The following is a 23089-nucleotide window of genomic DNA, read 5'->3' as shown; positions in this document are numbered from 1 at the left end:
GTTAAAAATTAATCATTACATAAAACCCGTTACTGCTTGTAAGATTGTTCACTCCGAATAACATAAGATTTACAGTTCCTCCGCTGTATCCTGCAGTCTGAACACTGACATTATTGGTACCTGCAGGTAAGTAACTGTCCATTGAGCTTAAACTTGCTGCAGGAGCTGTTCTCTGACCAAAACTTATAAATGGGATCACTGCATCGGTAGCATCATTGTTAACCAATCCTGACTCGTCTTTAATGGAAAGATTGATAAATGTTTTACTACCAATCTCCAGCAGAGTTGTATTGGCTCTGATATAATAAACCAATACTCCTGCAGGGATAGTAATATTCATCACATTACCCGTTAAAGTATAAGTAACGCCCGGACCAGATGCTTTAACAAGGACCTTTCCGCCATTCAGTTTATAAACCTGATAACCTGAACTGCCGCCACCTGCTGCCGGAGTAACCCATTTTGCAGTTTTACCATCGTCACTGACTGTCAGCACCTTTTTTGCATCGGTAGCGGTGACTATATCGTCAATTTTATCAAGCTTAATTTTATCAGTGTTTGGCATCAGACCTGCTGCTGCTGCTGTTGCAGCGGGAATAACTGCTGGTTTTCCCGGAGCAGTTGGTGTAATTGTTCCCTGAAGCGGAGCTGAAGTATAAGCTAAATCAGTTGTACCGCCGCCACCACCGGCTGCTGGCGTAGTCCAGGTAAAGCCACCACTTCCATTGGAAGAAAGGACTTGTCCTGTAGTTCCGTTGGCTGTAATATTATTTAGTTTTGTAGCTGTAATGGTTTGATTTGCAATATCTGCTGCGACAATTGTTCCATCCAGAATATGGGTAGAAGTCACTTTATTGGTACCGATAGCTGTTGTAATCGCCCCGGTACCACTACCGCTAACATCACCAGAAAGTATAATGGTCTGATCTCCGGTATTAATTCCGGTAAGATTGGTCCCGGTAATTGTTCCCGTGGCATTGACAGAATTTGGCCTGATATCGCCTAATGTCAGTGAAATGGCTGGGGTAGTAGTTGGATTTGAAACTAAACCACTGATCCCATTTGCAGTAACTACCGATACACTGCTTACTGATCCGCTGCCACCACCACTTGCTGCGTTGAGCGTATTACCGGTGAAGCTTAATCCTGTTCCTAAATTAATTTCACTTACTGCTGTTCCTGATGCACCGGACCCTAATAATTTATTAGGATTCATCGTTTGCATCTTTGCATAAGTAACTACATTGGGCTGAATAACTACGGTGTTTTTACTTGTGGTCTTAACATCTCCGGTTATAATCGCATTGGTTTCCACAGTCTGGGATTTACCTGGAATATCTGTCTGGTCACCAGTATTGATGCCGCTCAGATTACTTCCGGTTATAGTTCCGGTTGCATTAACTGATAATGGTGTAATAGCGCCCAGAGTCAGTGTAATGGCCGGTGTAGTCGTTGGTGTTGCCACTGTTCCACTAATACCGTTTGCAGAAACAACGGATGCGGAAGTTACGGTTCCGCTGCCACCACCGCCAGCGGCCGACCATAATGCTGCAGTGCCACCACTGTTTACGGTTAAGACTTTATTGGCATCGGCAGCAGTAAAGGCGGGCACTTTTTTATCAATGTATGTTTTTGTTGCTTTCTCTGATGGAAATTTAACATCTGAATTAGCAGCAAATGTCCCGTCGGTACTTTTATTAATCGCATCTTCCTTACCTGCTAACGCAGCTGTATGCCCCGCAACTGTAGGGTTTGCACTTACTCTTGCTTCTGTATAATATTTATTTCCCGCTTCTGTTACCTGATCAGTATTGTAATCACCAGGTGCCGCAGCGACTGCTCCGGTTCTGCCAAATACAGTTGAAATGGTGCTGCTGCTGCTCACTTTATCCCAGGCTGTACCATTTGAAATCACCCAGTCTCCTAAACCCAAAGTCAGCCCCTGCTGAGTTCCTGCAGCAGTCACCACAAAATAATATCCTTTATTCGCTGCTCCTGGGGCTGCAAGTGCCGGTGAATTGGTCACCGCATTATAAACTCCCTGATAAGTAACCGCTCCTGTTAAGGAATTGGGTAAATACTTACTGTCAATTTTTCCCGAACCATCTAATGGCGTAACTCCTGATGGCTGTCCTTTTTCGGTAAGATTGATCTTTCCGTCCAGGGCTGCTTTAGTCAGATCACTTATGATTTTATCTTTATCTGCTGTATTCTGAATATTACCCAATCCCAGATTTGTTCTTGCTCCCGCTGCATCTGTAGCTCCGGTACCTCCGTTGGCAATTGCCACAACTCCGGTTACATTTACTGCTGTAGTTGCCGATCCTGCTGTGGTTGCTGTAGCCGCATTTCCGATCAGGTCTGCTTTAATTTTACCAGCAGAAAAATCACCGTTGTTATCTCTTTTAACGATTGTATTCGGCGTATTATTCGGAGTAGCTGCGTTGGCAAGATTTACTCCGTCTTTAATGACATCAGCGGTTAAGCCTCCAACAGATTTCACCAATGGCAAGTCAGCTGTACCACCCAGATCTGAGGTTAACTTCAATTTACCTTTAGTAGTTGCATCTGCATCAGGTACTGCGCCAGCTCCTATTTCAGCTGCTTTTACTGCTGCCGCAACGGTTTTATCCACATAGGTTTTTGTCGCTTTTTCTGTTGGAAATTTATCGTCTGATGCACTGGCCAGGGTTACATCTGTACTTTTATTGGCTGCATCTTCTTTTAAACTCAAGCCAAGCTCTGTTTTAAGATCAGCTGGTGTAACTTCTATCAATGTAGTTGCATTACCTGATTTTATATAATTTCCAGGAGTATAAGAACCTATACCAGTTCCTCCATTCGCTACCGGAAGTATACCGGTTAAAGAACCTGCAGTGATCTGTCCCCATGTACCATCTCCATGAAGAACCTTTGTTCCGTCAGGAGTTCCTGTAGTTTTCAATGCACCTACGGGAATAGATCCATTGCCAAAAAGTTTTTCTTTGATCGTTCCGGTAGTCAGGTTATCCGCATTGGTCTGATCAACATTCTGAACTTTATCCAAAAGCAATACAGACTTTACTTCCAGTGCATTTAATGGAACTGGTACCGCAGTTACCGATCCGAGGTTCCCCAGAATTGTATTTGCAGGAACAGGAGCAAGTCCTAACGTAGCATTACCGCTGGTAGCACCACCTTCTAATCCTGTTCCGGCTGTTACTCCGGTTATTCCGCTACCGCCTGAAGCGCTTGCAGATAATACGCCATTATTATCAATACTCAGATTTGCACCAACTTTAATCCCTCCTAAAGCAGCTGCAGAAGCGATGGGTAAGGTATAATTGGTTAACCCATCCAGTTTTGTTTTATCTGAAGGATTCATCAAACCTGATTTGGATGCAGTAGCATCCGGTATATTAACCGATAATGTGCCGCCATTCAGAGAAATGCCAGAACCGGCAGTAATATATTCTGGTTTTCCTGCTGATGCGGAACTGTTTCCGATTAATGAATTCGGTACGGCATCAGCCATTTTAGCCAGCGTAACTGCTTTATCTGCCAAAGCCAGGTCTATCGTATTGCCGTCTCCGGTTAATGTTCCGTCATGTTTAACACCTGTCATTCCGCCGCCGGTAGAAGTCGTTATCTTTCCCTGCAATTCTTCCAGTGCAGCCTGCACATTAGTTGAAAGTAAAGCACCTTTTGGCGTAACCGGTACGGTAAGTGCAATCTGATCGCCACTATTGGTGTTGGTGATATTATTAATCAGTGTCAGCTGGGCATCGGTAACATATTTTTTATTTGTTGTTTCTGCAATATCAGCAGTTGTTGCATCCTCTCCTCTTATAATTAAGCCCTTTGTATCATAAGTGATCTTTGTTTTTGTAGCAGCAGTTACCGGAGCATTGCTATCAATCTTTTTTGCCAGTTCATTTTTAGTTGCATCACTTACCGGTTTATTGAGATCTGAAGTGTTGTCAACATTACCTAAACCCAGATTTGTTCTTGCCTCCGGTGCATTATTCGCGCCGGTTCCTCCATTGATTATAGCAACAATCCCGGTCACATTACGTGCGGTACCATCAATATTACCCGTTGCGTTTCCAATATTGGGCGTAGTTAATACCGGAGAATCGCCTAAAACAACCGGACCGGAACCTGTTGTAACAGCGGCAGTAACTGCACCACCCATCCCCTTCAGAAGTCCTTCAACAGAAGTACCCAGCGTAATATTTGGTGTCGTTGAAGGATTAACCACTGAACCTGTTAACCCGTTTGCTGAGGTTACAGATACAGAAGTTACAGTTCCCTGTCCTATATTACCGCCAGCGCCTGCTGTTGCAGCAGTAATTCTGCCTTTTGCATCTACTGTAATATTTGCAGATTTATATTCACCAGGAATAACACCGGTATTGGATAGTCCCAAAGGTTTGCTCAGGTTTCCAAGCCCGGTGAGGGTGGCATCATGAACTATCGGCCCGCCGCTACTCCCGTCACTTAACAGAGAATAAAGGTCTACCTGACTATTTCTTGGACCGGATATAGATAATACGGTCCCCACAAGACTCAGTGACTGGTTAAGATTTTCCAGACTTACTGTATTTCCTCCCTTGATAGATAAGTTACTGGCTCCGTCATAACTCAGCACAGGTGCCTGTCCGCCGCCAGGTATACCTGGTCCGGTACCTATCTTTTCATCCACATATTTTTTTGTTGCCGCATCCTGATCTTTCGTTGGTGCAGCCAGGTTAGTAATTCTGTATCCTCCAAAGGACACATTTTTATCAGGCACGCCAAAACCACTCAGCGGAATATTCTTTTTATCTAAATCAATATCACCAATTGCACCGTCAGCAATCTTGGCCGAGGTAACAGCATTATCTGCAAGATCCAACGTAAGGTCTTTTAAAACAGCCTCCTGACCATTTCCAATTGCTATTGTCCCTTTTGATGTGACGGTTTTCCCTACTCCGGGTAAAGAATTCCCCGGAATACCCGGATCCCCCTTAGGACCAACCAGCAAAATTCCATTTGCAGGCCAGTTTCCCGCTGTTTTAGGGCCATATAACGTATTATTGCTTGTATTCAGATAGAAATCCCCATTTGTACCTACGCTCTGGGCAGGAACAATATTTCCATTTAAGATAGTATTTCCATTGGATCCACTACCACCAGAAGTTAACTCTGAGTTATTTACCAGCCTCTGCCACTGACCGTTATTATAAAAATAAAAGCCGGGAGAACTATTAGTCTGATAAATTAACAAACCATTGGCAGGATTATTGATGTCATTACGTTGTAAAAGTGACATCCTTGGGATAAGAAGACCTTTTGAAGTAGAAAGTACTTCAAGCTGGGCACTTGCATCAGGAACATTTGTTCCTATTCCAACTTGAGCTTTAGCACCGAATGCAGAGAGCAGTCCGATAAGCACGGCGAAATGCTTAACTTTTTTATTCATGAGCGTATTGAATTTAAAATAGTAGATTATATTTTATACCAAAAGAGGGAAACAAGCATAAAAAAAAGCCACTCCAAACAGAGTTAAGCCGTTTTTATTCATTTCCTTATATTGGCTGGTTTCTTCTTTTAAAAAATTGAAAATCAGGAATCTTCTAATATTCCGTACCACTCAGATGGCATGAAGAGCATTGGAGAGAGACCGTTTTTGTTGTACTTTAGATAGTTTTTCATTTCTGGAAATATATTTACAGGAACAATCATTAAGCATCGAACATTTGCATTTCAGACCCATAGGTAAGCCTGCTTCTACAAAAATTTATCAATTTGGGAGCTAATCTACCAATCCGGAACGGAATTTTATTGCACAATAAGCAATTTCACAGACAAAACAAGCAACTTAATTAATTAATTATCTGAGTTTCAATTAATTAATTTTATTATTTGTTTCGATGCGTAAAATGAAAATGATCCCTAAAACAGAATAAACACCCTGTTTTTTAGACAAAAAAGCCGGTAAGTTGAATAGATTTCCCTAAAAGAGAATAAGAAACTACTGATTAATTTTTGCTTTTTAAGCCGCCAACATTGATAACGGCACCCACACTAAAAATAGAGTTTCCCGCTGTCATGTATTTCCGGTTTTTCAAGCCCAGATTATAACTGGTCGTATATTGAAGCTGCACCGCCCTGCTTAAACGCATTCGGGTAAAAAACACAGGTTCCAGGAAGATATTGTCTTCTTTAGGCTGTCCGGAACCGTTAATTAAAAAGGTACCCATACTTACATGGCTGATTCGTAATGCTGTACCATAATTTATTGGATAATTATTTCCGAAAAGATGGAAGTTTCTATTCTTCCTGGAGCTGTAGTTAACCTGTAAAAATGTTTTACTGTAATTTACCTCCTGAAGTTCTGTACTGATTAAGACATCTTTGTCATACACCCGGTAAGTACGGTGAGTAGAACCTGTACCTATTCCTGCATAGACTTCCAGAATTCTGGTATGATCAGGCCCGAAGGTATCAAAATACCCTATACCACCTTCCAGCTGCTTACGACGGATATCTCTGGTCCTCCGTTCATCTTTCATCAGCGCTCCGCCAAGCAAAAGACCGATATGATTGCTCACGGCATAAGCACCGTTAAAATTAGCATCGCCCTTCAGATTAATGTGTGCCCCACCACTAAATTCTCCCTGTGCACTTAACATTGGTGTATTCGGTACTGTTGGGACATATACTGAAGAGCAGGAAGCAAAAAAAAGAAGTACAAAAACTAACTTTAACAGTTTAAACATAGACGGATTAATTGGTTCACCTCACATCCACCTACTTAAATAGGTATTGAATGCTTCTTTATATTGTTCTCCTACAGTAATACTCAATGAGCCAATATTCAGACTATTTTTTGTTACCGAATTCACTTTTTCAAGGGATACTATATAGGAACGGTGAACCCGCATAAATATTTTAGGAGACAACTTCTGCTCCAGCACTTTAAGGCTGGTTAAGGTCAGTATTGCCTTATCCGCGTTCTCCAGATAGACCTTTACATAGTCCTTAAGACCTTCAATATACAGAATATCCTTAATTGCTACCCGGACCATATGATACTCAACCTTTAGGAATATATACTCTTCTTCCTGATCATTATTTTGGATTACTCCCTGCACGGATGGTTTCACCAGTTCTGCATAGGCCCTGCCTTTATTCGCTGCGATCAGAAATTCCTCATAATTGAAAGGCTTTAGCAAATAATCCAATGCATCAACTTTATAGCCCTCCAATGCAAAATTGTTAAAAGCAGTTGTAAATATTATTCTGGGGCCGCTGGTTCCCGGCTGCCTGTCTAAAATTCTGGCCAGCTGAATTCCGGTAAGATCAGGCATCTGTATGTCCAGAAAAACAAGATCAATCTGCTGTTCATGAAGTGCAGCCAATGCTGTTACTCCACTTGAAAAGCTCCCTGCAAGATGCAAAAACGGAGTTTGTTCAATAAAACTGCAAACCAGCCCTAAAGCCAATGGTTCATCGTCTACCGCTATGCAATTCAGTATCATCAAGTATTAAGGTTAAGTGAACAATAAATTCATTGGTGTCTTCAGTCTTACCCGCTGAAAAGGTATGTTTTCCAGGATATAACAAATCCAGTCGTCTTTTGGTATTACTCAGACCAATTCCCCTGTAATTATCAGCAATTGCTGCATTTTCGTTAAAAACCGTATTTCTTACATTCATTCCAAGAACGTTATCTGCCATACTCAGATCAATGGAAATTACAGAAGGTGAGGTAGAACTCACCCCATGTTTAAAGGCATTTTCAATGTATGGCAGAAACAACATAGGAGCAATCTGTATATCATTGTTTATCAGTGGTCCTTCAAAAGTTACCTGAGTTGTATCATTCAGACGAAGTTTCATCAGTTCAATATAGTCTACAATAAAAGAAACTTCTTTACTTAAAGGGGTACTTCCTGCCTGGGTATCATATAAAAGATAACGCATCATCCTGGATAATTTATGCAATGCATTACGTGACTTTTCGACGTCTACATGAGTTAATGCATAAATATTATTCAGTGTATTAAAAAAGAAATGCGGATTGATCTGTGCTTTTAAAAAAGACAACTCTGATCCGATTTTATCTTTTTCCAATGCCTCACGCAATTGCTTATCTGCCTGCCACTTCTGAATCAGCGTTACGCTGGTACTGATACCGGTAATCAGAAGAATCAGCATGATCATAAAAATATCCAGCTTATCGTTATGTTTTGGAAGCTTGTTAACTCCTATTTTCTGAAAAGCCTCTACAATGAGCAACGGCAGATTCAGCACGTCATCCAGATATCTGACCATAAAAGTCCCGACTATTGCAAAACCAACAATAGCCAGTAAATAACCCAGTGATTTATTCTTCAGTAATAATTTCGGCACCAGAATATGGCTGTTCAGATAAAATATAATAATCAGGAAAACCAGTTCACAGCTCTGCTTAATCCAAAGTTGATATGGAACCTCGATATTCCATGTCAGAGGCATATAAAAAAGCAATATAGAGGCAAAAAGCATCCATAATAAAATATGGAGCAGAACGGTGATATAGGAACGGCTTTTTACTGCATTCATCTATTCAAAATTTTAATTATATTTAGTTAGGCAAGGTAGTCAACCTACGTCAATAGGTGCAAATCTTTCCATCGTTTACAATCAGTTCTTTGTCGGTATGTTTAAGTCACCAGTCGATTATGCTTTTTTAACATCCTGAATAAGCGTTAATTAGATCTATTAATTTGGTTTTTGATCATCATTATATGTCACAACTAACCATAAAGAGCCTCCTCTTTCTATTTCTTGGACTATCCTGTATAAAGGGTTTTAGTCAGGACAAGACAAATGAGAATATTCCGGCAGTATGGGATCTGGCCACCTGTCTGCAATATGCCAGGAAAAACAATATCCAGCTAAAAACGCTGAGACTAACCACAGCAAGTACGAAACAAGATAAGTTACTGGCAAAATCAGCACTACTCCCCGACCTGTACGGATCTGCCTCCCAATCTTTTAATCATTATAATCTGAATACAAATGGCTCAACCAATGCTATTAATTCTTCAGGCGCCTATGGTTTAAGTTCAGCATGGACACTATACAAGGGAGGTTATCTGCAAACTGATATCAAACAAAAGGGTCTGGCCGTTCAGTCCGCAAACTATGCAGTACTAACCAGTGAAAATGATATTACTTTACAAATTACGCAGGCATATCTGAATATCCTGGTTGATAAAGAAAGTATTATTTATAACCAGGATCTCGTTAAAACTTCCATAGCACAACTTGGTCAGACACAAAACCGCTTTAACGCCGGCTCTGCAGCAAAAAAAGACGTTGCACAGTTCCAGGCTCAACTGGCAGGAGACCGGTATAATTTAACCGCAGCAGAAAATGCGGAACGCCAGGACAAAATAGCACTGAAACAATTGCTTCAATTACCTGCTACAAATGATTTTGATGTAGTTAAGCCAGATACTGTAATCTCTGATCAACCTATCCCGAACCTTCAGACTGTGCAGCAATACGCTTTACAGAACCGCCCTGAGATTAAAAATGCGGAACTGGGTGTACGTATTTCCGGTTACGACCTGGACAAAGCAAAGTCGGGTTACCTGCCTACATTAACACTGGGTGCGGGGATAGGAACAAGTTATGCGCATGATCCAACTTATAATGCTTTCAGACAATTTGATAATAACTTTTATCAGCAGGCAGGACTGACGCTTTCGGTTCCTGTGTTTACCAAGAGACAAAATAAAACCAATGTCGCAAAAGCAAAAATAGAAATTGAACAGGCTGAGCTGGCTCTGGAAAACAGTAAAACGACACTGGCACTCACTACTGAAAAAGCTTATATCACGGCTCAGAATTCACAGAATCAATTCATTTCTGCTATTGAACAGTTAAAATACAATACAGAAGTGTACCGTATAGCCAGCCAGGAACTCAAAATCGGCGCAGTCAATCTGGTTAATTTTTATCAGCAAAGAAATCTTTATGTACAGGCGATGCAGTCCTATATCCAGGCAAAATACAATGCTGCACTTGCTGCAAGAATCTACGAATTTTATCTGGGCATCCCCATTAAATTATAAATCATGAACTCCAAGAAAACTAGTTTAATTATAGCCTCAGTAATTGTTTTAGCAGGCCTGGTTTGGTTTTTATTTATGAGAAGCAAGGATAAACCTGTGGTTTTAACTACTGAAACTTTAAGCAAAGGGGCCATTTCTACCAGTGTTACAGCAACCGGAACAGTTCAGCCTGTTGATACAGTAACAGTAGGAACCCAGGTTTCCGGAACGGTATCAGCTTTATATGCAGACTTCAATTCTACAGTAAAGAAAGGACAACTGGTTGCAGAGCTCGATAAAACACTGATTATGGCTACAGTCGATCAGGCTAAGGCTGGCCTGGCACAGGCAAAGAGTAATGAAAGTTATCAGGCTGCCAACTTTAACCGCCAAAAACAGCTATTTGAAACAGGTTCAATCAGCAAGGCTGATTATGATATTGCACTCAATACCTATCAGGTAGCTAAAGCCAATGTAAATAGCGCTGCAGCACAGTTACGGGCCGCAGAAAGAAACTTATCTTTTACACAGATCTATTCCCCTATTGATGGAGTGGTATTAGGCAGAAGCGTAAATATAGGACAGACTCTGGCTGCCAGTTTCAACACACCTACAATTTTCACCATTGCAAAAGATATTACAAAAATGCAGGTGCAGGCCAAGGTAGACGAGGCCGATATCGGTAACGTAGTTAAAGGTCTCAGAGCAACTTTTACAGTAGATGCTTTTATTGACGATACTTTTAACGGCACAGTCAAAGAAGTTCGTCTGCAGCCATCCATATCAGCTAACGTGGTAACTTATTCTACCTTAATCGACGCACCTAATGATGACAAGAAGCTTAAACCTGGCATGACTGCCAATATTATCATTTATACCAAAGAAGTTAAAGACGCCTCTTTAATTTCAGTACAGGCATTAAAATTCAATCCGGATTCGACATTGAAAAAGCAATATGAGCTGATACCTGCAACCGGAAAAAGAAAAGGAGACAGACCAGGAGGCAGGAAAAGTTCAAATTCAGTTACTCCTGGTCCAAATCAGGCAAAATCTGAAACGATAACTATTCCTGACAGCTATGTCTGGATCTTACAGGACAATAAACTGATTCAGAAAAAGATTCAAACCGGTTTGAATGACAATACGCATGTACAGGTACTGAATGGGCTAAATGGAAATGAAGTTATAGTTACCGGTATGGAATCTACAGCCGCAGCCAGTGCTGCTGCAGTTAAAAGTCCATTTATGCCACAAAGACCAGGAGGACGAAAACGATGAGCAACAAGATTCTTGAAATCCAGCATGTGAAACGTGAGTTCACTATGGGTACTGAAATTGTAAGAGCTTTAAAAGGGGTTTCTTTCGAGGTAACTACCGGAGAGTTTGTAACTATTATGGGAAGTAGCGGGTCGGGAAAAACCACTTTACTCAATATGCTGGGTTGTCTGGATAAACCAACGGATGGAATTTATATGCTTGACAAGGTCAATGTTAAGGAACTCTCCAGAGATGAGCTGGCTAAACTTCGCAATACAAAAATTGGCTTCGTTTTCCAGGCTTATAACCTGCTGCCCCGCACTTCTGCTTTAGAGAACGTAGAATTACCATTGCTCTATAATCCTTCTATCGGAACAAAAGAGCGCAAAGAAAGAGCTATAGCGGCTCTTCAGGCTGTAAAATTAGATGGCAGATTTGATCATACACCAAACCAGCTTTCCGGCGGACAACAGCAACGTGTAGCTATCGCAAGGGCGTTGGTAAATGAACCGGTTATGATTCTAGCTGATGAAGCAACGGGAAATCTGGACACCCGAACTTCCTACGAAATTATGTCGCTCATGCAGGATCTGAATCAAAATGGCAAAACGATCGTATTTGTGACGCATGAACCAGATATAGCCGGATTTAGCAGCAGAACCATTATGTTAAGGGACGGAAAAGTTCAGAAGGATTCTATAAATGAAAATCGTCGTTCAGCAAGAGAGGCACTGGCTTCATTGCCCGAAGCGGATGACTATTAAAGATTATTATGAAACTCATCAATCTCATCAGACTAGCGATAAGAGCTCTTCAACGCAATAAACTACGTGCATTGCTGACTATGCTTGGTATTATTATAGGGGTAGCTTCTGTAATTACAATGATGTCTATAGGGGAAGGCTCAAAACAAAGCATTAATGCATCTTTAGCTAGTATGGGTTCCAATATGATCACTATTACGCCTTACAGTAATGAGCCTGGAGGGGCAAGGCTGGGAGGCAGCAGTTTTAAAACTTTAACGATTAAAGATGTAGATGCCATGCGGGAAAGTGCCCCGGATATCGCCATGATCTCACCTCTGGCTTCATCAGGCGGGCAAGCTATTAACGGGGCAAATAACTGGCCTACTACGATTCAGGGAGTAAGTCCGGAATATATGGATATCCGGAAACTGGTTATCAAAGAAGGGATCTTATTTTCAGCGCAGGACGTCAGAGCTTCTGCTAAAGTATGTTTACTGGGGAAAACTGTAGTAGATAATCTTTTTCCCAACGGAGAAAATCCAATAGGAAAGATTATACGCTTTGGAAAAATCCCCTTTCAGGTCATAGGTGTACTGGTACCCAAAGGATATAGTAATTTCGGGCAGGATCAGGATGACCTGATTATCGCTCCCTATACCACAATTCAAAAAAGAATAACATCTTCTATATACTTTGGCAGTATCTATGCTTCCGCTATTAACGAAGGAGCTTCTGATGCCGCAGTAACTGAAATCAGTTCCGTGCTAAGAGAAACCCACCGCCTGAGACAAAATCAGGATAACGATTTCCAGGTAAGAACACAGGCAGAGCTGATGACTATGATGAATTCTACCAGCAGTATGATGACTGCTTTGTTAACAGCTGTAGCAAGTATTTCTTTAGTGATCGGCGGGATTGGTATTATGAATATTATGTATGTTTCAGTAACTGAAAGAACCCGTGAAATAGGCCTGAGGATGTCCATAGGTGCAAGAGGGATTGACATTCTGCTTCAGTTTTTAATCGAAGCAGTCATGATCAGTATCACAGGTGGGGTAATCGGTGTAATTATTGGTGTTTCAGCAGCGATCATTGTCCCAAAAATGCTGAACTGGCCTACTGTGATCTCCGAATTTTCTATAGTAATTTCATTTCTTGTCTGCGCAGTAACCGGAATATTTTTCGGGTATTACCCAGCTTTAAAAGCTTCTCGTCTGGATCCTATTGAAGCACTCCGTTACGAATAAAAAAATTAGTCGTGACCTGCTCCTTTCTGAATTTTAAACACATGTAACACTGCAGGAAAAAGTGCGTCCATGCTCTCTTCAGCGCCACTTACTGAACCTGGCAGAGTAATAATCAGTGTAGCCCGGATAAAACCGGCTACGCCTCTGGAAAGCATGGCATACGGCATTCGTTCCTGCCCGTATTTCCTCACATTTTCCATTAGTCCCGGTATCTCTCTTTCCAGCAAAGGCGCAATCGCATCGGGTGTCACATCTCTTGGAGAAAGTCCCGTACCACCAGTAAAAATCAGCAGATCAAAATCCTGTTCTACCAGATCTGCTACTTTTTGCTGTATCTGTTTAAAATCATCCGCAATAACATCATAATGATTTGTTTCCAGTTGATAGGATGCTAATTTTCGGACAATCGCTTTACCTGATCTATCTTGTTTTTCACCTTTACTGATGCTGTCAGAACAAACTATCACCCCACATTTCAATTGCTCCTGATCAGCAAGCTGGTATTGACTTTTCCCCCCCGATTTATGCTCAAGGCGGATATTTTCAATTTCTATACCTTTATCAATCGGTTTCAGCATATCATAAATAGTGAGTGCCGTTACCGAGGCCCCATGCATAGCCTCCACTTCCACCCCTGTTTTATAAATGGTATGTACTTCTACACGAATGATAATATACATTCCTTCAATTTCATGTGTAATAGCGGTGTATTCTACAGGCAGCGGATGACAATCAGGAATAACATCACTCGTTTTTTTTACAGCAAACAGTCCGGCAGCTCTTGAAAACTCAAAAACATCTCCTTTAGGAACTTTACCCGCAAGAACAGTTTCAATAGTTTGCAGACTGGAAACTTTAAGTTTCGCCGTAGCCACTGCTTTTCTAAGCGTATTTGATTTATGTGTGATATCTACCATCTATATATTTTCTTTCCATTGATGAGCCGCATTAGTCAGAATCTCCTTCCCCCAGATTGGCAGTTCTGCTTTAATCCTTTCCACCAGCTCGTCACAGGCTTCCATTGCAGCTTTGCGATGGGCAGAAGAGCAAAATACAAAAAGACAAACTTCACCAGCTGGCACCAGACCTAAACTATGATGTACATGTAAACAGATTACCGGATATTTTTGAAAAATATCCTCTCTGATTTCATACATCTTTTCCAGGGCCATTTCCTCATAAGCAGTATAGTTAATCCCGACTACCTTTTCTTCACCAATTATATCTGCACGCACCTGGCCTAAAAAAATACTATGAGCACCTGTTGCAGGATTACTCTGATGCTGCTGAATACTATCTGCAATAAACTGAGCCGAAACAGCACCATTGATAAATATATTTTTAAGTTTTTTTTCTTTCATCTGTCTAACTGTCCAAACGTAAAACACCTCCTTTAAGACTATAAAATTCTTTATCAGGATAGGCTTCCAATAATAGCTCCCCCGCAATAATACTTCTGATTCCCGAATGGCAAAACAGGATTACTTTATTTCCTTCAACCTGCGGAATTTCTTCCCTTATGGCAGATAAAGGTAAACTAAGATAACTGAACCCCGATGCGGCAGGTAATTCCCCCGGTTCACGTACATCAATGATCGTAAAACTTTCATCTCCGGCAACAGCTCTGAATTCTCCCGGACTCATTTCTTTTACCTCACCTGTATTTTGCTTAATCCCGCAAAACCAATCATAATTCATTTTTGAAAACGACTCCAGGTTTCCAGGTAAATCTGTTTTTGTCTGGCCAGCCGGCGATAATCTGATTTTATAAGTCTGACTGGTATACAAATTATAAATCATCAGCTGACTGATGAGCGGCTCACCAATCCCTGAAATCAGTTTAATCGCTTCGTTTGCCTGCATAGTCCCAATAATACCAGGTAATACACCCAGCACCCCTGCTTCAGAACAATTTAGCACTTCCCCTGGACGCGGAGCTGCAGGAAACAGGTCTCTGTAATTCACTTTTACACCATCAGGTCCTGCCACATTAAAAACAGACACCTGTCCTTCTGACTCAGATAATGCCGCATAAATCAGCGGTTTATCCAATAAGACGCAAGCATCATTAATCATATAACGGGTAGGGAAATTATCAGATCCATCTATGACCATATCGTACTCCTGCAGAATGGCTATTGCGTTCTGATTATTCAATTGTACAGGGTAAGATTTAACTGTAATATCAGGGTTGAATTTTTTCAATCTTTCAGCAGCACAGTCTGCTTTAGAAAGCCCTACATCAGCGACTGTATACAATATCTGTCTGTGTAAATTACTCAGTTCAATTACATCGTTATCCACGATACCTAATGTACCAATGCCCGCAGCTGCCAGGTATTGTAATACCGGACAACCCAATCCACCTGCACCAATAACCAGTACCTTTGCCTTAAAGAGTTTCTCCTGACCAGCATAGCCAAAATCTTTAAGTAACATTTGCCGCTGATAACGTGCCTCACCTTTTATATTCATGTTAACCTCCCGAAAATGGCGGCATCAAAGCGACAGTCATTCCGTCTGTTAAACGCTTATTACCGTGAATTATCAATTGATCTACAGCCACCTTGTATTTAACCTGTTTAAGGTCAGGAAATTGTTCTTCCAGATGACAGCAAACCGCATTCGTATCTGCCAGTCCCTCTAACAGCAGATGTGTACTGCCCAGAATTTCAGTCAGCCGTCCGAATAATAAAATCTCTACTTTCACTCTTTTATATTATCTCTTTTAAAAAATTTATTCCGGAAGAATATGAATCTTCACCTTTGTACCAGCAGGAAATCCCGTTTCTTCTTCCGCCAGTTCAATCATACAATTTGCCTGTGCAAAAGAACTCATTCTAAAAGATTCCTGAGCATTTAAAGGTGTAACATTTCCATTTTCAAAATATGCCTTTAAAAAATGTGTCAGACCAGCTGCTTTTTTATATTCATGAGTTAAAACTGCTTCCCTTATCTGCAAGCCACCAGGCTGAGTTTTTTCTACACCAACGTGAGCATACATTTTTTGCAAAGCAGGTAATACATACTGATAAAAGCAACTCAGTACTGAAGATGGATTACCGGGTAAACCAAAAACCGCCTGCTGCCCTTTAAGACCAAAATACAAAGGTTTTCCAGGTTTTTGTTTGATCTTATGAAAAACCTGCGTAACCTTATTGAGTTCGGCTGCTTTGACTACAAAATCATAATCTCCCACACTCACTCCACCAGTGAGTAAAACCACATCGTTATTTTGCAACGCCTGCTCCATAACCAATCTGACCTCATCCAGCTGATCATCCGCCGTATAAAGTTTAATCTTTGTGATTTGTGCCTGCCGCAGAGCCGCAGTTAAAGCATAAGAATTAGATTCATAGACCTGACCAAAAGCCAGCTCTTTACCGGGCTGCAGTAATTCCTTCCCGGTAATCACCACACCAACTGATGGTATACCATAAACCGGCACCTCAGTTTCTCCGATTCCAGCCAGAAAACCTATTGCTGCGGGAGTTAACCTGCAACCTTTTTGAATAGCCAATTCCCCGGTTTTTGTTTCAGCACCTTTAGGTCTTACATTCATTCCTGAGATTAGTTGCTTGTCCAGAATCTTTAGAATTCCATCTGCCAGTTCAACTTTCTCCTGCATCACAACTGTGTCTGCATTTTCGGGTAAAGGGGCACCTGTAAATATACGGATTGCCTGACCTGGCAAAAGGGAATATTGAGTCTGTCCACCAGCCTGCATCTCTCCAACTGGAATTAAGTTAAGATTACGATCTTCATAACGGATCGCATAACCATCCATAGAAGACTGCTCAAAAGCAGGTATATCCATTTTTGCATAAATATCCATAGCCAGCGTATACCCTGCAGCCTCAGCTAAGGATACTACCTGAACAGGCATCATCTTAATATTTTCCTGTATTAATAATCGGGCCTTACTTACAGCTATCATAGATATGGATTATCATCTTAACCACCAATAGTGATCATACTTCTGTTATGAATATGATCAGGTTCTATATTTTCAAATAGTCCGGAGAACTGGCCACCCAGTGCTTCAGCTTTATTTCCTATACACTGATGAATTAATGGCAGTACTTCCTCACCTCTTCTGAGCGGGCCCAGTAAGTCAGTTTCGGTAACTGAAAAAAGACAGTTTTTCAATTTTCCGTCTGCTGTTAAACGCATCCGGTTACAGGTACCACAAAAAGGGGCAGTCATCGTACTGATAACAGCAAACGTTCCCGCATGTCCTGCAATATGAAAATGTTTTGCGGTATCATTCTTACCGGCCTTTAATGCTGTAAAATTATATTTTATTTGTACAGAATTTAGAATTTCTTCCAGAGAGACAACTTTATTGCTCGTCCAGCGGTTCCCCGCAAACGGCATAAACTCTATAAACCGGATTTCCAGCGGTAAATCTTTTGTCCACGCAATAAAGTCCGGAATTTCATTGTCATTAAACCCCTTCATCACCACAACATTGACTTTCACGCCAATATTATTCTTCAGCAAAAGGTCAATGTTATCCCTGACCTGCTGAAAAAGATCTCTTCTGGTAATAATCCGGAATTTATCGGGATCCAGTGTATCAAGACTGATATTAACGCTTTTAATTCCTGCCTCAAGCAGTACATCAATAAACTCATGTAACCTTACTCCATTGGTAGTAAAAGAAAGATCAACAGGTAATTTTGAAAGAGATAAGATAATCCTTGCCGCATCTTTACGAACTAATGGTTCCCCTCCTGTAAGACGGATTTTGCTGACTCCTTCATTTACAAAAATTTTAGCCAGGGACTCAATTTCTGAAGCATGCATCAGTTTTGAAGCCGGTGTAAATTCATACTCTTCTTCCGGCATACAATAGAAACAACGGAGATTACAGTTGTCAGTAAGTGATATCCGCAGATAATTATGCACACGATTAAAAGAATCCTTTATCATTTTAGCTTCCTGCTTTCTTCAATGTTCCTACAATTAAGTAAAGATAAACATTGAATAACTTTCACCAAATAAAACAGGGTATCCTAAACGTCATAAAAAGCGTATATCAGAATAGACAGATTTAAAAAGCTTTAATATAGCTTTGTACATCTGATAAAGGATATTGGAATTTTATTACATGCGGTAACGCAATGATACAGATCTTCCCAAAGCCTGAGCAAGATCAGGTTCAATAGTAAATTCACCTTCCTGTTGCATCCAGACCTGATTGACATTTTTCAATAAAGTTACCGGCTGCCCGTTTAAAATTATTTTCAATTCGGTAGTTTCTTTATTTATTGCAGCACCATTTACAATTTCGTACACATAATCTGTGTCTCTATACGTTATACGCATTTTCAATCCCATATTCTTCTCCTCGGCCCCAAAGATAAATTAAAACTCCTATAACAGAGCCTTTTTGTTGTTATTGATCAAGAATAATTTAAAATTCTTCAAATGATCCGTTTAAACCCATTTTGATTTTAACCCAATATAGCCAGACATTAACCAAAATCACCAATATCGCATGCGTCTAAATAAATTCGCTAAATTTGGGCATCAAATTCTATACAAATCTTTGCATATGACATACCAGGATAAACTGCGCGAAATACGTAAACAAATGAAGGCCGATAATGTACAGGCCTATATAATTCCCTCTGCTGATCCGCATATCAGTGAATACCTGCCGAAACATTATAAATGTATTCCATTTACCTCAGGTTTTACCGGGTCTGCCGGCACTTTAGTAATTACACACGATTTTGCCGGTTTATGGACGGATTTCAGATATTTTGAACAAGGGCCAGCACAATTACAGGGCAGCGGTTTTGAACTGGTGAAACAAAAAGTTCAGCATGCACCGGAATATATACAGTGGCTAAATGAAAAACTGGATAAAGGAGCCATAGTAGCTACCAATGAAAAACTTCTTTCAGTATTACTGGGCGATTTACTTACGCAACAGCTATCTGTCAGAGATATTAAATTAGTGAATAAAGATTATCTGAGTCCGATTTGGGAAAACCGCCCGCCACTACCTGTTGAACCTGCATTTTTAATTGCAGATGAGCATATCGGACAAACTGTAAGCAGCAAACTTGCCGAAGTAAGAGCAGCACTAACCAAACATCAGGCAGATCATCACCTGGTTTCTTCACTGGACGATATCGCCTGGTTATTTAATATCAGAGGTAAAGATGTGAACTTTAATCCTGTTGTGCTGGCATTTGCACTGATCAATCAGGATCATGCAACTTTATTTATTAATTCAGGTAAACTGACAGAAGCAGAAAAACTGACCTTACTGAAAAGTGGTGTTGAAGTACTCCCTTATGAAGAAATAGAGCGTGCACTTAGTCAGCTACCGCAAAACAGTTCCATATTTATTGATCCCAAGCGTAACTGTTATGCTTATGCCAAATTAGTACCGTCATCAGTAAAAATTATCAAAGAAACCAACCCTTCTGCCAACCTGAAAGCGGTTAAGAATGATACAGAGTTAAAAAACACACGTGAAGCAATGCTTAAAGATGGTATTGCAATAACCAGATTTTTAAAATGGTTAGAAGAAACTATTGGAAAAACTAAGATTACAGAACTTTCAGCTGCTGCGCAATTACGTAAATACAGAGCAGAACAACCTGGTTTTATCGGAGATAGTTTTACAACCATCAGTGCATACAGAGCACATGGTGCCTTACCACATTATTCAGCCTCAGCAGAAAGTGATACAGAAGTAATTCCCGAAAGTCTGTTTCTTGTTGATTCAGGCGGGCAGTATTTTTATGGAACAACCGATATCACCCGTACTATTCCGATGGGCATTACTACCGAACAGGAAGAGACTGACTATACACTTGTACTTAAAGGAATGATTGATGGCTGTAAAGCAAAGTTCCCTAAAGGCACCTGTGGTTACCAGATTGATGCGATTACAAGAAAACCGTTATGGGACTATTCTATTAATTATGGGCACGGTACAGGGCACGGCGTAGGTTATTTTCTGAATGTACATGAAGGCCCTCAGGTATTCAATCCGACTAATACACCGGTAGCCATTGAACTGGGAATGATTACTTCTATTGAACCAGGTATATACCGCCCTGGAAGACATGGAATCCGTATTGAGAACCTTGTTCAGACTATTGCAATTGAAACGAATGAATTTAATGAGTTCTATGGTTTTGAAACGCTTACTATCGCGCCAATCAGCACTAAAATTGTAAAAAAGGAATTGCTGGATCAATCACAGATCGATTGGCTAAATAATTATAATGCAGAGGTATTTGAAAAACTAAGTCCGGGATTAACCCAGGATGAGAGTGCCTGGCTTAAAGAAGCTACGAAAGCTATATAAAAAAAATCCGGGTAGTATTATCTGCCCGGAAACCAAAAAACGCGGGTATCTGTAACAGGGGCCCGCGTTTTTTATGAATAGCATGTCAACTAGGATTGTTGCCAGCTGTAAGCGGCACCTACAAGCGCTGCATCTTCCCACATGACACTCTGCTTTAGTACCACATGTTTATCATTAAGATGCTTCTGTACTTCCGGGATAAAATAATCCCATGACTTGGCAATATTTCCACCAATCACAATGACATCAGGTTTCTCTTCTTCAATAAAATCATTAAGAAATGTAGCCAGGTTCCGACCAAATTCTTCAAAAATCTGATCCTTGATTTCCTGCTGACCAGAAGCCAGCAGAGATTCTACATTTTTAATTTCTTCGCCTGTCAGCTCTTTAAATCTTTTGGAGAACCATCTGGTTGAAATATATTCTTCAGCAATGCTATCCTTAAATGGAATAAACGCACGATCCGAATCAACAGTTTTGCCCTGGCAATTACTTGCAGAACCGAGTCCTGTACCTAAAGTTATTCCCAGTGCTCTTTTCTCTCCGGCAACCGCTCCAGAGGCTAATTCACCATGCAAAAACGATTCAGCATCATTCCGAAAAAGAATATGACTGGTAGGGATATTTAACTTTTCAGCCAGAATTTCCAATACATTGAGTCCGTATAAAGAATCATACTTTTTAGTTCCCTTCATTAAGGAAATACCTTTTTCATAATCAAAAGGCCCTGGCATAGCGATCCCCACATAAGTCGTCTGGTCTCCCTGATTTTCAATCAGTGGTGTCAGTGCATCAACCCAGGACTTAATAATCACATCTGCACCTTCCATCGAAGCTACACGTTCTCTGATAAGCGAACTTTTAATTACTTTCAAATCAGCAGCACCTACATGTGCGGCTGTAATATGAGAGCCTCCAATATCCACCCCTATATAGGGTAGTTTAGGCGAATTATAATTCATGTTTCTGGTTAAGATTATTTTAAATTTATTTGATCATTTTTAGCAGATAGGCACCATATCCGCTTTTAACTAGCGGAGTAGCTATTTTACGCAGTTGTTCACTATCGATATAACCCATCCGGTAAGCAACTTCTTCAATACATCCTATTTTCAGGCCCTGGCGTTCTTCGATAACCTGAACAAATTGTCCGGCCTGCATTAATGAAGCAAAAGTCCCTGTATCTAACCAGGCTGTTCCCCGGCTTAAAACACCAACCTTTAGTTTACCTTGCTCTAAATAAACTTTGTTAACATCAGTAATTTCATATTCTCCGCGTGGCGAAGGTTTGATATTTTTTGCAATCTCAACCACACTATTATCATAGAAATACAATCCCGGAACCGCATAATCAGATTTAGGTGTTACAGGTTTTTCTTCTATGGATATTGCTTTTTTATCTTCATCAAATTCAACTACACCATAGCGCTCCGGATCTGATACACGGTAGGCAAAAACAACTCCACCTTCAGGATCAGAACTCGCCTGTAAAAGCTTGGCCATACCATCACCATAGAAAATATTATCTCCTAATACAAGAGCAACTTTATCTGTTCCTATAAAATCTGCACCAATCACAAAAGCCTGGGCCAGACCATTGGGTTCATGCTGAACTGCATAAGAAAACTTACACCCTAAGCTACTGCCGTCACCTAAAAGCTTCTCAAAATTCGGAAGATCATGAGGGGTAGAAATAATCAGTATTTCATTGATTCCGGCCAGCATTAAGATGGACAACGGATAGTAAATCATTGGTTTATCATAAACAGGCATCATTTGTTTACTCATAACCAGAGTTAAGGGATGCAACCTGGTGCCGCTCCCCCCTGCTAAAATTATTCCTTTCAAGATTTTATATTTTTAAGGTTATAGATTTGAAGATACACTATTTTCTAATTCCTCATACCAGTCGGCTCCATATTTCCTGATCAGCGGACCTTTCAGAAAGCTATAAACCGGCACTTTAAGTTCTCTTCCAAATATACAGGCATCAGAACAGATATGCCATCTGTCATAGTTAAGCACATCGAATTCAGGATATTTTGTAATACGTATCGGATATAAATGGCAGGAGATTGGTTTTTGCCAGTCTACAATGCCCTGTTCATGTGCTTTCTCTATAGCACATTTAGTAATTCCATTCTCAAAAGTCACATAAGCACACTCTTTATTCCCGTCTACACATGGTGTAGTTAGATCTCCATCTGAATCTACCACCGAGGTACCGTATTCTTCAATGGCAGCTATCCCTTTCGGTGCAAGCAAATGTTTGATCTTAGGATAAATTTCTTCAAGAATAGCTGTTTCAGCTACCTCAAGTGGTGCACCCGCATCCCCCTCTACACAACAGATACCTTTACACTTATTCAGATTACACACAAAACTTTCGCGTATAACATCTTCGTGTATGAGTGTATTTTGTACTTCTATCAT

Annotated in this window: 19 protein-coding genes; 5 read left to right on the top strand and 14 right to left on the bottom strand. The window is 40.6% G+C overall.

All coding sequences use genetic code 11. The features are described from left to right. Position 1: 1 nt before the first annotated feature. From PL_RS17020 to PL_RS17005, 4 genes are all read right to left on the bottom strand, one after another. The gene (locus PL_RS17020; protein WP_041878025.1) at positions 2 to 5443 is read right to left on the bottom strand and encodes a beta strand repeat-containing protein; all 5442 of its coding nucleotides are present in this window, start codon (positions 5441 to 5443) and stop codon (positions 2 to 4) included. Positions 5444 to 6002: 559 nt separating this feature from the next. Next, positions 6003 to 6743: a hypothetical protein gene (locus PL_RS17015; protein ID WP_041878024.1), complete on the bottom strand. Its 741-nt coding sequence runs from the start codon at positions 6741 to 6743 to the stop codon at positions 6003 to 6005. 21 nt (positions 6744 to 6764) lie between these two features. Further along, on the bottom strand, positions 6765 to 7505 hold the full coding sequence (locus tag PL_RS17010) for a LytR/AlgR family response regulator transcription factor (RefSeq protein WP_041878022.1): 741 nt from the start codon (positions 7503 to 7505) through the stop codon (positions 6765 to 6767). Then, positions 7474 to 8571, bottom strand: a complete 1098-nt coding sequence (locus PL_RS17005) for a sensor histidine kinase (protein ID WP_041878021.1) — start codon at positions 8569 to 8571, stop codon at positions 7474 to 7476. The genes PL_RS17010 and PL_RS17005 overlap by 32 nt, the downstream gene beginning before the upstream one ends. A gap of 185 nt (positions 8572 to 8756) precedes the next feature. On the opposite strand from PL_RS17005, the gene PL_RS17000 reads away from it, so the two are divergent. The 4 genes from PL_RS17000 to PL_RS16985 are packed head-to-tail and all read left to right on the top strand — an operon-like array spanning position 8757 to position 13320. Further along, positions 8757 to 10091 carry a TolC family protein gene (locus PL_RS17000; protein ID WP_041878019.1) on the top strand — a complete coding sequence of 445 codons (1335 nt, stop codon included), beginning with the start codon at positions 8757 to 8759 and terminating at the stop codon, positions 10089 to 10091. Positions 10092 to 10094: 3 nt separating this feature from the next. After that, positions 10095 to 11348: an efflux RND transporter periplasmic adaptor subunit gene (locus PL_RS16995; protein WP_041878018.1), complete on the top strand. Its 1254-nt coding sequence runs from the start codon at positions 10095 to 10097 to the stop codon at positions 11346 to 11348. Further along, positions 11345 to 12091, top strand: coding sequence for an ABC transporter ATP-binding protein (locus PL_RS16990; protein ID WP_041878017.1), 747 nt, complete (start codon positions 11345 to 11347; stop codon positions 12089 to 12091). The genes PL_RS16995 and PL_RS16990 overlap by 4 nt, the downstream gene beginning before the upstream one ends. 8 nt (positions 12092 to 12099) lie before the next feature. Further along, positions 12100 to 13320, top strand: a complete 1221-nt coding sequence (locus PL_RS16985) for an ABC transporter permease (protein WP_041878015.1) — start codon at positions 12100 to 12102, stop codon at positions 13318 to 13320. A gap of 5 nt (positions 13321 to 13325) precedes the next feature. On the opposite strand, the gene moaCB is transcribed toward PL_RS16985, so the two are convergent. The 7 genes from moaCB to PL_RS16950 form a co-directional block, all read right to left on the bottom strand. Continuing rightward, on the bottom strand, positions 13326 to 14237 hold the full coding sequence (gene moaCB / locus PL_RS16980) for a bifunctional molybdenum cofactor biosynthesis protein MoaC/MoaB (RefSeq protein WP_348619963.1): 912 nt from the start codon (positions 14235 to 14237) through the stop codon (positions 13326 to 13328). Continuing rightward, positions 14238 to 14681, bottom strand: a complete 444-nt coding sequence (locus PL_RS16975) for a molybdenum cofactor biosynthesis protein MoaE (protein ID WP_348619962.1) — start codon at positions 14679 to 14681, stop codon at positions 14238 to 14240. 4 nt (positions 14682 to 14685) lie between these two features. Next, a complete protein-coding gene (locus PL_RS16970; protein WP_041878012.1) occupies positions 14686 to 15795 on the bottom strand; it encodes a HesA/MoeB/ThiF family protein in 1110 nt (369 codons plus the stop codon). 1 nt (position 15796) lies between these two features. After that, the gene (locus PL_RS16965) at positions 15797 to 16030 is read right to left on the bottom strand and encodes a MoaD/ThiS family protein (RefSeq protein WP_041878010.1); all 234 of its coding nucleotides are present in this window, start codon (positions 16028 to 16030) and stop codon (positions 15797 to 15799) included. A gap of 27 nt (positions 16031 to 16057) precedes the next feature. After that, a complete protein-coding gene (locus PL_RS16960) occupies positions 16058 to 17257 on the bottom strand; it encodes a molybdopterin molybdotransferase MoeA (RefSeq protein ID WP_041878008.1) in 1200 nt (399 codons plus the stop codon). Between the two features lie 17 nt (positions 17258 to 17274). Next, positions 17275 to 18255, bottom strand: coding sequence for a GTP 3',8-cyclase MoaA (moaA, locus tag PL_RS16955; RefSeq protein WP_041878006.1), 981 nt, complete (start codon positions 18253 to 18255; stop codon positions 17275 to 17277). Between the two features lie 174 nt (positions 18256 to 18429). Beyond that, the gene (locus PL_RS16950) at positions 18430 to 18651 is read right to left on the bottom strand and encodes a hypothetical protein (RefSeq protein ID WP_235324418.1); all 222 of its coding nucleotides are present in this window, start codon (positions 18649 to 18651) and stop codon (positions 18430 to 18432) included. Between the two features lie 229 nt (positions 18652 to 18880). Between PL_RS16950 and PL_RS16945 the strand changes: the two genes are divergently transcribed. After that, positions 18881 to 20656: an aminopeptidase P family protein gene (locus PL_RS16945; protein ID WP_041878004.1), complete on the top strand. Its 1776-nt coding sequence runs from the start codon at positions 18881 to 18883 to the stop codon at positions 20654 to 20656. 89 nt (positions 20657 to 20745) lie between these two features. Here the strand turns inward: PL_RS16945 and PL_RS16940 are convergent, their stop codons facing one another. Genes PL_RS16940 through PL_RS16930 form a run of 3 tightly spaced genes read right to left on the bottom strand, consistent with a single transcriptional unit; the run spans position 20746 to position 23089 of the window. Beyond that, on the bottom strand, positions 20746 to 21618 hold the full coding sequence (locus PL_RS16940) for an ROK family protein (RefSeq protein WP_348619958.1): 873 nt from the start codon (positions 21616 to 21618) through the stop codon (positions 20746 to 20748). Positions 21619 to 21643: 25 nt separating this feature from the next. Next, entirely contained in the window at positions 21644 to 22504 is an 861-nt protein-coding gene (gene rfbA / locus PL_RS16935) for a glucose-1-phosphate thymidylyltransferase RfbA (RefSeq protein WP_041882268.1), read from the bottom strand. An 18-nt stretch (positions 22505 to 22522) separates the two neighbouring features. Continuing rightward, complete coding sequence (locus PL_RS16930; protein WP_041882265.1) at positions 22523 to 23089, bottom strand: DUF3109 family protein; 567 nt, start codon at positions 23087 to 23089, stop codon at positions 22523 to 22525.

The sequence above is a fragment of the Pedobacter lusitanus genome (genome assembly GCF_040026395.1).
Lineage (GTDB): Bacteria > Bacteroidota > Bacteroidia > Sphingobacteriales > Sphingobacteriaceae > Pedobacter > Pedobacter lusitanus.
The sequence above is the reverse complement of the archived record's forward strand: the minus strand, read 5'-3'. Positions and strand labels throughout refer to the sequence as shown.

Coding starts and splice junctions, on each gene's coding strand:
- PL_RS16970 (WP_041878012.1), bottom strand. CDS start 15,795: ATGAATATAAAAGGTGAGGCACGTTATCAGCGGCAAATGTTACTTAAA.
- PL_RS16975 (WP_348619962.1), bottom strand. CDS start 14,681: ATGAAAGAAAAAAAACTTAAAAATATATTTATCAATGGTGCTGTTTCG.
- PL_RS16930 (WP_041882265.1), bottom strand. CDS start 23,089: ATGATAGAAGTACAAAATACACTCATACACGAAGATGTTATACGCGAA.
- PL_RS17010 (WP_041878022.1), bottom strand. CDS start 7,505: ATGATACTGAATTGCATAGCGGTAGACGATGAACCATTGGCTTTAGGG.
- moaCB (WP_348619963.1), bottom strand. CDS start 14,237: ATGGTAGATATCACACATAAATCAAATACGCTTAGAAAAGCAGTGGCT.
- PL_RS16990 (WP_041878017.1), top strand. CDS start 11,345: ATGAGCAACAAGATTCTTGAAATCCAGCATGTGAAACGTGAGTTCACT.
- PL_RS16945 (WP_041878004.1), top strand. CDS start 18,881: ATGACATACCAGGATAAACTGCGCGAAATACGTAAACAAATGAAGGCC.
- PL_RS16960 (WP_041878008.1), bottom strand. CDS start 17,257: ATGATAGCTGTAAGTAAGGCCCGATTATTAATACAGGAAAATATTAAG.
- PL_RS17005 (WP_041878021.1), bottom strand. CDS start 8,571: ATGAATGCAGTAAAAAGCCGTTCCTATATCACCGTTCTGCTCCATATT.
- PL_RS16950 (WP_235324418.1), bottom strand. CDS start 18,651: ATGCGTATAACGTATAGAGACACAGATTATGTGTACGAAATTGTAAAT.
- PL_RS17015 (WP_041878024.1), bottom strand. CDS start 6,743: ATGTTTAAACTGTTAAAGTTAGTTTTTGTACTTCTTTTTTTTGCTTCC.
- PL_RS16995 (WP_041878018.1), top strand. CDS start 10,095: ATGAACTCCAAGAAAACTAGTTTAATTATAGCCTCAGTAATTGTTTTA.
- PL_RS17020 (WP_041878025.1), bottom strand. CDS start 5,443: ATGAATAAAAAAGTTAAGCATTTCGCCGTGCTTATCGGACTGCTCTCT.
- moaA (WP_041878006.1), bottom strand. CDS start 18,255: ATGATAAAGGATTCTTTTAATCGTGTGCATAATTATCTGCGGATATCA.
- PL_RS17000 (WP_041878019.1), top strand. CDS start 8,757: ATGTCACAACTAACCATAAAGAGCCTCCTCTTTCTATTTCTTGGACTA.
- PL_RS16940 (WP_348619958.1), bottom strand. CDS start 21,618: ATGAATTATAATTCGCCTAAACTACCCTATATAGGGGTGGATATTGGA.
- PL_RS16985 (WP_041878015.1), top strand. CDS start 12,100: ATGAAACTCATCAATCTCATCAGACTAGCGATAAGAGCTCTTCAACGC.